The sequence below is a fragment of the Cupriavidus sp. GW822-FHT02D05 genome (genome assembly GCF_058802485.1).
Map to the genome: position 1 here is coordinate 265414 of NZ_JBXAOE010000006.1, position 13546 is coordinate 278959.

12 protein-coding genes are annotated in these 13546 nt (G+C 58.1%); 8 read left to right on the forward strand and 4 right to left on the reverse strand.

What is annotated here, in order from left to right:
- Positions 1 to 12: 12 nt before the first annotated feature.
- On the reverse strand, positions 13 to 816 hold the full coding sequence (locus AC1RQK_RS10680; protein WP_492809020.1) for a KilA-N domain-containing protein: 804 nt from the start codon (positions 814 to 816) through the stop codon (positions 13 to 15).
- Between the two features lie 1754 nt (positions 817 to 2570).
- Between AC1RQK_RS10680 and AC1RQK_RS10685 the strand changes: the two genes are divergently transcribed.
- The 6 genes from AC1RQK_RS10685 to AC1RQK_RS10710 all read left to right on the forward strand — a co-directional run bounded on the left by AC1RQK_RS10685 (position 2571) and on the right by AC1RQK_RS10710 (position 8923).
- Entirely contained in the window at positions 2571 to 3158 is a 588-nt protein-coding gene (locus AC1RQK_RS10685) for a hypothetical protein (RefSeq protein ID WP_492809022.1), read from the forward strand.
- Entirely contained in the window at positions 3155 to 3364 is a 210-nt protein-coding gene (locus AC1RQK_RS10690) for a hypothetical protein (RefSeq protein WP_492809023.1), read from the forward strand. The genes AC1RQK_RS10685 and AC1RQK_RS10690 overlap by 4 nt, the downstream gene beginning before the upstream one ends.
- A gap of 71 nt (positions 3365 to 3435) precedes the next feature.
- A complete protein-coding gene (locus tag AC1RQK_RS10695; RefSeq protein WP_492809025.1) occupies positions 3436 to 4458 on the forward strand; it encodes a hypothetical protein in 1023 nt (340 codons plus the stop codon).
- Positions 4459 to 4896: 438 nt separating this feature from the next.
- Entirely contained in the window at positions 4897 to 6687 is a 1791-nt protein-coding gene (locus AC1RQK_RS10700) for an ATP-dependent nuclease (RefSeq protein ID WP_492809026.1), read from the forward strand.
- Entirely contained in the window at positions 6684 to 7946 is a 1263-nt protein-coding gene (locus AC1RQK_RS10705; RefSeq protein ID WP_492809101.1) for an ATP-binding domain-containing protein, read from the forward strand. Before AC1RQK_RS10700 ends, AC1RQK_RS10705 begins: the two co-directional genes overlap by 4 nt.
- Before the next feature lie 755 nt (positions 7947 to 8701).
- Positions 8702 to 8923, forward strand: a complete 222-nt coding sequence (locus AC1RQK_RS10710; protein ID WP_492809027.1) for an H-NS family nucleoid-associated regulatory protein — start codon at positions 8702 to 8704, stop codon at positions 8921 to 8923.
- A gap of 99 nt (positions 8924 to 9022) precedes the next feature.
- On the opposite strand, the gene AC1RQK_RS10715 is transcribed toward AC1RQK_RS10710, so the two are convergent.
- From AC1RQK_RS10715 to AC1RQK_RS10725, 3 genes are read right to left on the reverse strand one after another with little or no spacing between them, the layout of a single operon-like run.
- Positions 9023 to 9325, reverse strand: coding sequence for a hypothetical protein (locus AC1RQK_RS10715; RefSeq protein WP_492809029.1), 303 nt, complete (start codon positions 9323 to 9325; stop codon positions 9023 to 9025).
- Between the two features lie 32 nt (positions 9326 to 9357).
- On the reverse strand, positions 9358 to 9630 hold the full coding sequence (locus AC1RQK_RS10720) for a hypothetical protein (protein ID WP_492809030.1): 273 nt from the start codon (positions 9628 to 9630) through the stop codon (positions 9358 to 9360).
- Entirely contained in the window at positions 9627 to 10718 is a 1092-nt protein-coding gene (locus AC1RQK_RS10725) for a hypothetical protein (RefSeq protein WP_492809032.1), read from the reverse strand. Before AC1RQK_RS10725 ends, AC1RQK_RS10720 begins: the two co-directional genes overlap by 4 nt.
- Positions 10719 to 11321: 603 nt before the next feature.
- Here AC1RQK_RS10725 and AC1RQK_RS10730 point away from each other — a divergent pair.
- Together AC1RQK_RS10730 and AC1RQK_RS10735 are read left to right on the forward strand one after the other, a co-directional pair.
- Complete coding sequence (locus tag AC1RQK_RS10730; RefSeq protein WP_492809034.1) at positions 11322 to 11894, forward strand: hypothetical protein; 573 nt, start codon at positions 11322 to 11324, stop codon at positions 11892 to 11894.
- Positions 11895 to 11954: 60 nt separating this feature from the next.
- The gene (locus AC1RQK_RS10735; RefSeq protein WP_492809035.1) at positions 11955 to 13472 is read left to right on the forward strand and encodes a YaaC family protein; all 1518 of its coding nucleotides are present in this window, start codon (positions 11955 to 11957) and stop codon (positions 13470 to 13472) included.
- Positions 13473 to 13546 lie beyond the last annotated feature (74 nt).

Sequence of the window (13546 nt, forward strand, 5' to 3'; positions counted from 1 at the left end):
ACAGACTAGCCCTTAGACGCGCGGCTGGCCGGGCAGTGGGGGCACGGTTTTGGGCCCTGCAAGTGCTGGCAGCTTGTCCAAGTACGGCATGCTGTTAGGATCCTTCTTCTTGAAATACTGGACGCCGTGTTTCGGGAGCCAAGTGGCGCGGAACCACCGTCGGAAGTCGATAAGAAAGTCCTCCGGATAGAGTTTGCACGGCATGGCCTTGCGGTGATCCAAGTACGTGTGCATGTACGTCGGCAAGGCATCCGTATCCACCCCCCGCTCCTCGCGCAGCCACTTGCAGAACAGCAAACCAACCGAGATATCGGGTACCCAGCCTTTCGGAATTTCGAAACCAATGTTGTGGAGTGGGCCGAAAAGATTCAAGCCGGTTTCCTGCAGGACGGAAAAGTAGCCTGGAGGAACCTGGCCATCATTCGCCAGGTATCGGGCAAGGTGGTTCGGTAGTTGTGCTGGGCCTGCGGGGGCGCCGTTGCCAGACATCCATTCATGCACCCATTCTGTCACCTGCACCGCGAAGTCTGCTGACAACCACTGTGCCAGGTGTAGCGCTACACGGGGGTGGACCCAAATGTTGCCCCGTCCATCGAGCGGCATCTCGACCAGCAGAGGGGGGGCTATCCCGATCTTTGCGGCAAGTGCGCGAAGGAAGTGGCCCGTGTTTTCCTCGCGCACGTAATGAAACCACTGCTTGCCCGCTACTTGGCACAACGCCGTTGCATTGATGTATCCGTCACCGGACCGCTGCTCAATCACTGAACCATTCACGTTTCGCTGAATCAGTACAAGTGAGTATTGGTGGTTTTCCATGTACACCCAGAAAGGGTGTGCGGATTCACTGTCGTAAATCTACAAACGAAGGTTGACAGCGAACGGTCGAACTACGACACTCCGCACATATTCAATATAACCCCCGGAAGCTGAAGGATTGGCGTCTCTAGGACTCCCGGGGAACTGGTACCAAGTAACAGAGCTGTCGACGTACTGTCGGTAGCTCTTTTTTCTTGATGTGAGTATTCTAAGCCACGCGGTCAGCACAGCCGCCCGGGCGCTAAGGCACCTCCGCCGTATTGACAAGCGTTTTTTTGATGCAAAAAATTGCTCGTTTTCAACGATGCGACCCGCGAAGCGTTGGCTGGCAAGGAAATGCCAATATTGAACGGCGTAGTGGCTTGCTAACTTATATTCGAATATACATATTGTAACGTTGTCAAAATACAACGATTTGTTGTGGTGAACGCGGTTTTTCCGCTTTAAAAGGATTCATGCTGGGACGTGTTTGCCGCAGGACTAGGACTGAAGTCGTTCTACAGGGACAGCGCCCGGTCGCTTGATCTTCCCCCGGTCTCGCGAGCGTGCCGGCTACGTACTTTGCTGCTCACGCGCTTCCCACGATACCTTCCAGGTTCAGCGCAAGCGCGTTTTCATCGAGTCACTCGCCGCTATCGAGGCAGGCAAATTAGAGCAGCCCTTCTTGCGGGTCGATCAGCAACCTCTTGAGTTCGGCCCTGCGCTTCTCAATAGGGCTGGCCGCGCAGATCGCGTCCTACACCGACGATTAGGTTGAAGATGCCGTAGGCCAACCAGGTCCGCACCCACGTAAGGCGGGCGTGCCGAATGCAGCCGGTCGAAGTCGCCGCTCCCGACATTGTTGAGTACGCACACTTAGCCATTCAGAATGGTCGGCCGGCAGTGCGGCTAAAGAAGCCACCACACTGGGGACTAGGTGGTAGCGTCGACACCACTCTTGGATTTCAGCCGCGCCCCGCCTGTGGCCGGCAGCAGGCGATATCGGATCACCGATCCGAGGGGCGCACTGAAGGCGCACGGCGATGACGTGCTAACGACAGCGCTTGCCGATGTTCGGAGCCAGGCCGCCGAGCCTAGGCGATTCTCGGTGCCTGAACTCATCGCTAGCGCAGCTGCAGGTGCTGCAGTCCCGTAAGTACAAAGAGGCGTTCGAACGCCTGCGGCGGGGGCACAACATCCAAAGCCTCGATATGCAGAGCAACGCCGATTCTCACGGCCACGCGGGCGATAGGAGAAGGGCACGCGCTACATAGAAGGGCAACCGGAAGGTGCGTAATGCTGGGGTTCAAGCCGCTTCGGCGTCCATGCTCTAGAAGATAGCGCATCAATGTGCAGACAGTATCACAATGGCGCAGCGCTTCGGAGGCTGCAAGAGGAAATCGGCAACGCGGGCGGGAGATGACTTAAGCGCTGTATAAGTAATTATTCTAGTAAATGATAGGTACGGCGATCATGTGGTGCAGATTTGACTTGATAGTATAATGATAGTTATTTATGCAGCACATACACTCAAGTTGCGCCCGGTTTCACCCTGGCGGAATGTTTCCACAATGGATCTCGCCGCTGCCTTTGCTATGATCTGGGGAGCCCGATTGCCGAGGAGACGTATGCGGATCCTGCGACTTGCTGCATTGGCGGCTGCCAGCGCGCTCGTAGTTCGCGCATGGGTGCGCTCCGGTAACGGGGCTGGCCAACGAAGAAAAATGACGGATCCAATCACTCGCAGATATTTCACTGGCGCCTCGAACGTCCACATGGACGAAGAGACAGAACGATTGCTACCGATCCCTCGGGACAGAGTGCCCTGGTTCGTGGGCGCCATTGATGGAAGTGAAATTTACGTTACGCTGGACAAGGAGGGTAATTCATTCTTCTTCAGCATAGAGCACGAGCTACTCGAGCAGCCGATGGAGCGGGTGTTGTGGCAGGATCCCGATACAGGCAACCTCTACCTGATGTGGAACCAGCTGTTCGAATTGCGGGCTGCGGCACAGCGCCACGGTCTGGGAACACGAAGCCTGGCCGTGGAGCTCCACGAGGTCGCGCGTTTTGGCGTGGCAGTCGTAGGATGCCAAGCAGCGGGGCCGGCCGGGGGACGTAACGGATACTATACTTGGCCGCTGTTGGGATTTGACGCGAAGTTGGCCGCCCAGGATACTGAGAGGCTTCCGGCGCACTTGTCGCATTGCTCCACCTTGAACGAGTTGTTCATGGAAGAGGGCGGGGACGAGCACTGGCGTCAGCACGGCCGGGCCATGGACGTCTACTTTGATCTTGAGCCCAACAGTGCATCGTGGGTTATACTGAAAACCTACATGGAAGTACGAGGCATCACATTATGACCACCAAGACCAAGCCAGCTGTGCCTCCTCCTCGGGCCCTGAAGGATGTGGCTGCGGTGCTGGCTCGCCATTCCGCAAAACGTGTCATCCAGGGAGACGATGCAGTATCGGCAGAGGTTGTCCGTGGCGGCGCCTCGCATCTCAAGACTGCGCGCCAGCGATTTCATGCCACCGTCACGGTAAGGCGCAAGGTCATAGCCGCCTGACACTGGATCACATATGTAAGCCGCCTTCGGGCGGCTTTTCTTTTGGCGCTTTCACAACGCCCGTGGGCGATATGCAAAATTTCGATCCCGACAAGCTCAAGGAAAACGCGGTAACCTCGATTCGTCTGGGGATCGAGGACTTCGAGAGAGCACGGGCCCCTGCCGATCAAGGCGGAGATCCGGCGCGCGCCCTCTCCGCGGCACGCAACCTTTTCTCGGGCGTGCTGCTCCTCTTCAAGTTCAAGATCGCCAGCTGCGTGGACGATCCGGACGACGCCCTCCAGCTAATCTTCGATATGGCTGAAGCTCTCCCGCATCCCGATAACGCCGGCGGCGTAGAATGGCGCCCCGGCAAGCTCCGCAAGACAACCATCGACGTCGCAACGATCCGCAAGCGCTTCGAGACGTTCAACATCGATGTCGACTGGACGGCGATCGACAAGCTACAGACTTGTCGAAACCATTTGGAACACCTTCACCCGGCGAACTCCCTCGGAGAAATCGCTGAATTCGTCGCAGAGCTTTTTCCCGTGCTCGGCGACTTCATCGAGCAGCAGCTCGATACTCAGCCCGCAGACCTGTTGGGAACCGCATGGCCCATCATGCTAAGGCATCACGCTTTTTTTCTGGAGGCCGCTGCAGAATGTGAGAAACAGTGGCAAGGCGCTGATGTCCCGGAAGGTATGCAGACATGGCGTAAGGCGTGCAAATGCGAAGATTGTGGCTCGACGCTGCTACGGCCACACCCGGACGACATGGATGAAGGGAAATCTGTAGACCACGACAATGAGACCTTCCGCTACCAATGTTTCTCCTGCGGACATGTGGACATGATTGGTCCGCTGATGATCGACGCACTGGACACGGAGTACATGCCCTACATCCACTACAAGGATGGCGGGGAGCCTACAGTGGAGACTTGCTATCACTGTGGCAGCGACACCTACGTCGTAGCTGACCAGAAATGCCATTGGTGTGGGGCGGAGTTGGACTATACAAAGTGCAATGTCTGTGAAGACCGCCTTGGCCAGGATGACCAGGACAACGACGGCTTGTGTGGATATCACGCTCACCAGTTCGCGAAAGACGACTGAGCAGTACGGCTAGACCGCCACTGCGGCACTATGGCTGCAGAGCTGCACCTCGATTGCTCGGGCCGGAAGACCGAGACAATTCGTATCTCGACGTCGGTTGGAACCCTTATGGATTCTCCGATCGGTAGTGGCGCCCGTAGGGGACCGATGAAAAGGCCGCTCAGTTCAGTGCGGTCCCTTTTCATCAGGCTCGCCGACCTGGGCAGCTCTGTGGCGCAGGCGCAAGTGAGCTCGCACCGCATGCAGAGAGCAGATGCCGGTGCCGCACGCTGAAATGCCCACCGATGCTCTGATTTCCACGGGGACCTGATCCGCGGGGAACAGCGAGAATCCCCAACGCGCAGAGTAGGCCGGGGCCGTGGTGGACAACAGGTATCATCCCTGAATTATCGTGAATGGGGAATCTTCACCCAACGAGCGCACACATAAGAGCATCAAATGAGAGTCGCCACGCTGAAGATTGAGAACTTTCGCGGAGTCCGCGCTGGCTTTGTACGTTTCGGAAAGCACCCAGTTCTTGTCGGAGACAACAACACCGGTAAGACGACACTGATCGAAGCACTTACACTTCTCTTGGGGCGAGACCGACTGCTCCGGGAACTAACTGAACACGACTTTTACGGGTCGTGTCCCCAGGCGGCTGATCGCATCAAGCTCGTTGCCACCATCACCGATTTTCCGAATGACAATCCTGAACAAAGTAGTCAATGGTTTCGGGAGGGCCGAGCGGTCGTCAAATGGCTGGACGAAACCACGGGTGCAGTACATCCGCATCGGGATAACCAAGCCTGGAAGTTGTGCTGCCAGATCGCTGTCCAAGCCAGATTTGACCATGAATCACTGGCCGTGGAAATGCTCCGGTATTTTCACGACCACGACGAGCCTGTCGACCCATTCGCAGAAGACACGGCAGCAATCGTACCGGGAAAGCTCATTCAAGAGCTGAGCTTCTACCTCGTTCGAGCAAGTCGCACGTGGGACAGAGTCTTCTCGTGGGGCAATGAGTTGTTCAAGCGTACTGTTCTTGCGGCGGCCGCACAGCCTGCCGCTGCGCTCCTGGCTGAACGCGACCGCCTGCGAGCGCCGGACCAGCCAATCGATGCCGACCCAGGCATCGAGCCGTTGATTCAGAACCTCAATAAAGAACTAGCCCTTTCCTTTCCAAACGCGCCACAAGTGCAACTTCGGCTGACTGGGACTGACAGCCGCTCTGTCATGGAAGCCGTGTCGGCCCATTTTGCAGGGGCAGACGGGCTTAGCATTCCCGCCGCGAGGCAGGGCAGTGGGCTGGTTTCGATGCAAGGCCTGCTCCTGCTACTTGAGCTGGGGCGCGCCCGCGCTGCCGGAGGTGGCGAGTTCCTGATGGCTTTGGAAGAGCCAGAAGTTCATCTGCCTCCATCGGCGCAGCAGCGATTGGTCCAGCGTGTTCAGGCGCTTTCGACCCAGACGTTTGTGACAACGCATTCGCCGCTGGTCGCAAGCATGGCGGCCCCTACCTCCGTGCTCATCTTGAAAAAGCACGATGGGGTCCTATCCGCTGAACCGTTTCTTGAAGCGCCTCTCCCGGCTGCGGCTCAAAACTGGCAGCGTAAATTCTTCCAGCACAGCCGGGTTGATATCCTGAGCGCGCTGATGCAGCCGTCTCTGCTCGTCCCAGAAGGAAGAGCCGACTTTCAATTGCTTCGATGTATCTTGAGGCCGCTCATGATGACCGCTGGCTGGGTCGATTCAATGAGCCGCCCCTTCGGCATTGAGGTCGGGGTTGTTCCAACCGAAGACGCCAAGGTGGTCGAAACCCATCAGTTGATGGCCAGGCTGCACAGGCAGGTGTGCTGCCTTGTTGATGGTGACGGAGAGGGGCAACTCTACGTTGAGCGTCTGATGGCCACTCCAACCCCTCCGGCAGCGGTCATCCGTTGGAATGATGGGGCCATGATTGAGGATGCGGTTGGCTGGATTTTGGCTGTGGACGAGGCGGCAGCCATCGCTAAGCTCACTGAGCTATCCCAGGTTCCACCCATGTCTGCTGCGGACGTCGTGGCCTACCTCAAGGCAAAGAAGATGGATATCATTGCCTACGAGGTTGTCGCGGAGGCGATCGCCACTACGCCAGCCTGTCGAGAGCGCGCTGCGGACCTACTCAGCGGGCTTGCGTGCGCTTGCGCTGGGTCCATTGCGACACGACGCTTCATCCGCGACGCCGATGGCGTGTGGGTGTTTCACCCGTGACGGTTCGGGCGTTCACCGGAGGTGCCGGCTGTGGCAAGACGCATCAATTGATGCAGTCACTGATCGACCACTTGGAGGCAACGCCTCTGAAGGACGGGCAAAAAGTCTTGGCGTTGACTTTCATGCATGGCTCCCGCCGACGCCTTGAAGCGAGGCTGGGGCAACTACGAGCCCTGAGGGGACGAACAGATTGCTCCACTATCGACAGCTTTGCGTGGCGCTTGGTTCGGAGGTGGTCGTCTCTTGCTGCTACGCTCGGATTTGCTGACATTGAACCAGATCAGTACGAACGGGTGTGCGATGCGGCTGGCGCGCTTTTGCAGATCAAAAGCGTTTGCGGCTGGGTGGCAGCCACCTTCCCCGTCCTCTTGGTGGATGAGGCGCAAGACATGAACGCAAACCGGCTTCGTCTTGTAGAAGGATTGGCCAGCAGACTGGAGGTATTTGCTGCCGCCGATGAATTTCAATGCCTCAACGAGGATCTGCACCCGAACCCCGCTTGCGCATGGCTCGCTCAGGTGTGTCATGCGGAAGAGCTCATTCAACCGCGACGCACAAACATAGCGGAGTTACTTGATGCTGCCGCTGCTATTCGCAAAGGTGAACCCCCAAAGTCGGGGAAAGCATTCATGGTCGCTTTGACTTCGAAGCCGCCACTCGCGGGTGCATGGCTCAATGGGAATCTTTGCTGGTATGGTGGAGGCAAGAGCGTCGCCGTGATCACGCCTACACTGGGCGCATTTGCGCAGGCGACGGTGACATGGGCCGCTCAGAACAAAACGAAAAAAGGATCGGGTCCGTACTCAATTCTGTGGGAGGAGTCGGAGGTAAAGGCTGCCACCAGATTCCTTCAAAAGATCGCTCTTCAGGACACGAACGATATTCCTTCGGTGATCGCTCTCCTCACCGCTGCCGGCGATTTCCGAGCTACGCACGACGTTGCTGATTGGATGGACACGCAAAGACGAACTCGTGCCAAGACTACATTTACCAAAGAGGAGATTGAAAAGGCCATCGAGCAGGGATTTGCGCAGCGACGCCGAGCACGGAAAGGTGAAGGAAGCGGTTGGAGGGGCATGACGGTTCATGGCGCAAAGAACCGCGAGTTCGACAACGTTATCGTGCTATGGCCAGCGGCCATTGGAGGTAGCGACGATCAAAAGCGTCGGCTCCTCTATAACGCGGTCACCCGCGCCAAAGAACGCTGCCTTGTACTCGTGCAGGCTAAGGCCAACCTTAGCCAAGCTCCATTTGCATGAACTTCTGACCGTTCGAATGTCGGACTCAACTTCGCACACCGACTGCGTTGCCCGCGTTGGATCACTGCCAATGTCGATCGACAGTACGTGGTGCAGCTAGCTGACAATGTCCGTAAAGCCGCATGAAGCGGACGTTGGCGCATCGTGGGTGAGTCCCCTGGCTGGGAACGGCCGACCACTGTCCCCGTGCCTAGCCGTTGGGGACGTTGGTTTGCATAATTTTGTTCCCGCTCGCGCTGATCGCCCGTCAGCTAGCCGTTTCCAAGGCGATGGGAACAATTTTGCTTCAACTAATTTTGCAGAAAATTGTTCCGCCGGTCGACGGTTGAAGTAATTTTGTTCCTTTCCCAACGGATCGGGCAGTCGCCTGCCTGGACGCAGGGGACGGCGCTTGGGATCCCGAGGACAACACTCGGCGTGCGACAAGGGGTGATCGTGCTTTCCGTGCAAATTGATACGCTGGGATGCGAAACTTCCTATGCCATCAAGAGGGCTGGCCGGGATTCGCAAATATGTGAAGCTTAAGATATTTGCGAATCCCGGCCGACCCTCGGATAAGCCTGTGGACAAGCCGCGCGGGGGCCGAGTGCCGGCGGTGTCAGCCGATTTGATTAAACTCTAAGCAACGTGGGCAGCCAAGTCCTCCCGCGGGCACTGATTCTCACCGCAACCGTCACCGAGAACAACCCCTGAAGTTCAACGCTCCCTGGCATCACGCGGGATCCGGTGTCGTCCCAAATCATTTCACCTTCACCATGTCGATCGAAATCGAGCGCGCGCAAGCGATCACCTGGGTTCGCATCCAGATGGCCCAGCACGGCCTGAGCCTGGCCGACCTGCAGGCCGCCGGCCGCTTTGCCGAGCCGCCGGCGCTACTGCCGGGGGCGGCGCGCTACCGCAACGCGCAGGGGCAGGGCTGGGACGGCAGCGGCGCTATGCCGGACTGGTTGCAGCGGGCCGTCAATTCGGGCCAGTAGGTGGAGCATTTCCGGTTGGGCGCGTCGTGGTCCCGCGTGCGTCTGCCCCGCGCCGTCGCGTTGCTCTGGCATCTTTCCGGCGAGGAACGGCCGGCGCGCCTAGAAGCGGTCACGCAGCACCGGGATCAGCACGCTGCTATCCTGCGTGATGGCGACCTCGCAGTTGGGGCCCCCGTCGTCCACGCGGATGTGCACCGAGCCCGCCCCCACCACGGTGAACTCGCCCGCCCCGGTGATCACCTTCTTTTCACCGAGGGGCGTGCCGCCGGTAAAGATGCCCATGCCGACCTGCACACGCCGCCCCGGCGGCGTTACGCACCGGTAAGTCGCGGTCACGTACAAGTAGTCCTCGAACCACGTCCACGACTGGTCCACACGCTTGCGGATGATGGGGGTGCCCATGGCGGTCTCCGGATCGATGGCGCGCTGGCGCCTCAGTACTGCGGACGCAGCACCAGCGTGCGCGAGTTGGGATCGAACTGGATATCCAGCGGGCCGAACGGCTTGGCCGAATTGAAGACGCGGCGCTCGCCGTTGGCAAAGTCCACCGTGAGCTTGAAGCCCCGGAAGCCGAGCGGCAGGCCGACGGCCGTGTCTCGGCTCCATGGAATCGTGCCGCTTGCGCTGAACTGCTCAGGTGTCGGCTTGGTGTAGCGCAGGCGCACCTTGAGACTCGTCACCAGCGTGTGCTGGCGCGGGGCGGTCACTGGCGACAGTGCGCGCAGGCAGATTTTCTCGGCACTCTTGAACGAGATCTCGGCAACCGGATTTGGGCCAGCGTCGGTCCTCGCCGGGAATTCGACCAATCCTCCGCCATTCCCGAACACCCCGCCGAAAAACCCACCGCCGCCGCCAAAGAACCTTTCGGTCCGTGCCGGCGTGAAAATGGAGTTCTTCGGCGGGTCGTTGAATGTAGTATATCCCGGATCAAAGCGGGTCCCGGGGGCGGGTCCACGCAGATCACAGTGTTTCTCGGATTAACCGGCCACGTGTTCTGCACGAGGTCCGTGACTACATAGGGATCCTTGGCGGACGGATATTCCGTTTCGACGGTGTACTGGCCGACGGTCTCGCCCAGCGGCCGCACCAGCAGCTTGAACTCCACCGGCGCGGGCGGCTGGTGCCACGGCAGCCAGCTCCAGAAGGAACTGTCGATCGGTTGCGCGCGGAAGCCCACCTGCACGAAACCGTTCGCGTCGGGCGTCAGGGCGGAGCGATCCACCAGAAAGCTGGCGTCATTTGATTCGGCCTGTGCGGGGGCGTATTCGACGCCATTGACCTGCAGGCGATTGTTCGGGTGCCCGAGATGCTGACCGCGTACGCTCACCTGCAAGGGCGAGGAAAGATCCGGGCGGTAGAGTGTCGGGTCGAAGTCCAGTAGCAGCGGATAGCGCGGGGCGCGTGTGATGCTGATCAGCGTGTTGCTGGCGCGCTGTTCGGCCTGCGACAGAGTGTTGGCCACGCCGTCGAGCGATTTCTGCACTTCGAGCAGCTGGTTGTGGACGTCATAAAGGGCCTTCGCGCGCTCGCTGCCCACCTTGTCGACGGTTTCGTCGAGCATGTCGCTATAGGCGAAGCGCGCCGACTGGAGTGTGGCCAGCATGCGCTGCATGATCTTGAGCGTCTGGGCATCGACGGTCTGGCCAAACTGCTCGATCAAGGCCCGCAATGCGGATTCCATTCTGTCGATGTTGTCGTTGATCGAGTCTCCCGGATAGATCAGGCTGCCAAGCGAAGGAAGCGCGACGGCGGGTGACGCGAAGGCCGTCAGTAAGCCAGCGGTCAACGCGAGCATGGCGAGGTGTCGGCACATAACAGGTTCCCGAGGCGAGGCGACGATGCCAAGTTTGGACAGGCCCCTGTCACGGTCCACGGGCGGTAAGACGTTGCCCAGGGGGACGGGCAGGGGGTATCCGAGATGCTCTCACACAGAATGTAGGGGTGGCGCCCCTCCCCACTTCTTGGGGGTAACCGAGGCCGTACTGCTGCATGCCTCGTACACCGGCGCCAGCAGCAAGACAGTAATGGCTTCGGAGTTCGCAGTCACGCAACGCCGGTAGTCTGCGCCATACATCTCACTACGTTGAGCCGCTACAGATGCTACAGATAGAGGGATGGCCGACCCTCAAGATCCGCGTTACCATCGATACCAGCCCGGGCTGGCCGCACCGCGTGGAGGTCGCTGAATGTCTAAGACCTGCTTAAGGAGATCGCGTGGGAGGTTTTGGCCACTGGCGGCCTGATCGTGAGATCCCACCCCGACGGCTCGGGGTATGTCGATGTTCCAAAAAGTCGATGTTGTTTGCCGGCGGGAAGAGCTTGCTGGACCGGTAGCTGGCTTGCGGTAGATCCGTGAAGGCATAATGCTCCGATCGCACCACGAGCCTGCCGATAGTCCATGATGGAAAGCCCAACCTGGGCGCAATTCTGCGCCCCGATTCTGTCCCAAAGCGCGCGCCGCATGACAGACAGCATGTCGAGCACGACCTCCACAGTTCTGCCCTATTGGCTTGAGGTCGTGAAGGCGCTCGCTCCGCTGTTTTCTGCGGTTGCAACCCTCATAATTGGCTGCATCGCAGGTTACATTGCCTGGCGACAATGGGAAACCAACAGGAACAAGCTGAAGCTGGACCTGTTCGATCATCGGCTAGCCGTGTATGAGACTGCCGGCAATCTGATCGGTCACGTAGTCACTCAGCGGAAGCCGACTGACGAAGCAATGTTCAAGTTTCTGGATGACACGCGAACTACAGCCTGGCTCTTCGACGAAGATTTTGCACAGTATTTGGAGTTGCTGTACAGGAAGGCATCTGTTCTCGCTTCCCTTATGGAGCCAAGTGAACTCTTGTACGAGCCACAGGAGGTGAAGGCTCAGCATAGAGAAGAAAGAAAGCAACTACGGCAATGGTTCATTGCTCAAGGCGACGAGTTGAAGCGCAGAGCGATGCCATTCCTAGCGATTTCCCATTGAATAGATCACCCATGTCAGATGCAATTATGCGCTGCCGGGATTTTCACTCACAAGGTGCCAATGATGAGGTCGAATGGTGAAGATAATCCCCGAATTGCTATCCTGCGGCGGGACGTTGAGCAAACGGTGCTTAAGCCATTCCGTTCCCACGGTTGGGAGGCAGACATAGTTCAGGAGCATGACTATCAATCGAGTCTAGAACTTACCGCATCAAAGAAGGGGCGCAACGTTCGAATTGCCGTACTTTACAGCAGTGCATCGGATAACACGCACTACAAGAATCTTGAGGAGCGAGTCGAGCATATATTCTTCCACGGCCAACCCTATATGGTCGAGAGCTTCGCGCACGGCGTAAAAGTGCCTGTGGAACCATTGGGAGACTTTTTCCCTCTGCTGGTTGCCTTGAACAAGCAGGTCGAGCCCGATCGCTCGCCATCTGCAACAGACAGGCCGAAGTTGGCAGTTAGGCGCATCACTGACGAAAACCCTATCGAAGGCATCTTGGCTCGTCTGCAGCAGTTCACCAGTGTTAATCTCGCGAGCAAACTCGTGCAACGGCGTGCTGCTCACGTCGGTATCGTCTTGCAGCCGGAGAAGGTGGAGAGCAAAGCGGCCGGTATTGCGTACTCAATGAGGAACGCCATCGACTACGTAGCAATTTCACCGGCAGAAAAGCTGAACAAGCGAATTCTCGGTCTTTATTATGGTTGTCTCGCATTTGCATTTGCTGAGATGCTTGCTTCTCCTGAGGGCCCTGCGGATCTGGACGAAGTCGAGGGAATGACCAAGCAAGGGCACGGCTTGTATGCCCTGGCCAACTCGGGTGGTGGTTTTGCTGATTTGCGCGTGGGTGTGCTTGCTACAGGCTTCTTGCCTCAGTGGCTTGCGTTTTTGGGGCAAGACACAACCTTCCCGAAAAAGAAGCCGAGAAGCATGAGTGATCTGGAAAGCTTGCCTCCAGGAATGCAGTGCACACTGCAGGAACTGTTTTCGTCTATGCCTGAAATCGACGACCTTTTCTCGGAGGTCTTTGGTAGTGCGCCAAGCTGGATTATTCCTGTTCTTGACACAAGTTCAAACGGGTTTGGTTCTAGGAGTGGAACTACGAAGAGCGCTGAAAGCACATATGCGTTATTGCTTGACCGATCCGGCTTGGTCGAAATCGACCGAATCCATGCTGCGGGTTGGCCGCTGGCTGAGATACAGCGCGTTGTGGCAGAGGACGGGAAGGGGAGTGCCTTCCGTGCACGAGTCGATCACGTTGGACATGATCTTTGGTGGAGCGTGATGCCGACGCACGCATCGCCGTTTCGTCACAGCACGACACTGCTTCTCCCAGCCGTAGGCGGAATGCGTGAGTACCGAACTATCGCTGTGACGACACTCTATGCACTGTCGATCCTAGTCCGTTATATGCCAAGCGCATGGCGACGAATTGAAGGTGGGGACGAGGACCAATATCTTGCACTGGTCAAGGCATCCTTAAGTGTTTGGGAGCGGGTTTTGCCAGAGCAGTTTCTACAGAGCATTGCCGGAGAGATTGTTCATACAGCGCAGCCTGGCAGTTGGCTGGGCTAGCTGTCGTCATAACGTGCGTCGTCGCGTGGCCTGTCTTGATGAGCTGCCCAGGACGGGAATCGAGCCTCGCAGAG

Bases quoted from the DNA above. Each gene is read 5' to 3' on its own strand.
- AC1RQK_RS10680 (WP_492809020.1), bottom strand. From the start codon at position 816: ATGGAAAACCACCAATACTCACTTGTACTGATTCAGCGAAACGTGAAT.
- AC1RQK_RS10700 (WP_492809026.1), top strand. From the start codon at position 4,897: ATGAGAGTCGCCACGCTGAAGATTGAGAACTTTCGCGGAGTCCGCGCT.
- AC1RQK_RS10695 (WP_492809025.1), top strand. From the start codon at position 3,436: ATGCAAAATTTCGATCCCGACAAGCTCAAGGAAAACGCGGTAACCTCG.
- AC1RQK_RS10730 (WP_492809034.1), top strand. From the start codon at position 11,322: ATGATGGAAAGCCCAACCTGGGCGCAATTCTGCGCCCCGATTCTGTCC.
- AC1RQK_RS10725 (WP_492809032.1), bottom strand. From the start codon at position 10,718: ATGCTCGCGTTGACCGCTGGCTTACTGACGGCCTTCGCGTCACCCGCC.
- AC1RQK_RS10710 (WP_492809027.1), top strand. From the start codon at position 8,702: ATGTCGATCGAAATCGAGCGCGCGCAAGCGATCACCTGGGTTCGCATC.
- AC1RQK_RS10690 (WP_492809023.1), top strand. From the start codon at position 3,155: ATGACCACCAAGACCAAGCCAGCTGTGCCTCCTCCTCGGGCCCTGAAG.
- AC1RQK_RS10735 (WP_492809035.1), top strand. From the start codon at position 11,955: ATGATGAGGTCGAATGGTGAAGATAATCCCCGAATTGCTATCCTGCGG.
- AC1RQK_RS10715 (WP_492809029.1), bottom strand. From the start codon at position 9,325: ATGGGCACCCCCATCATCCGCAAGCGTGTGGACCAGTCGTGGACGTGG.
- AC1RQK_RS10685 (WP_492809022.1), top strand. From the start codon at position 2,571: ATGGACGAAGAGACAGAACGATTGCTACCGATCCCTCGGGACAGAGTG.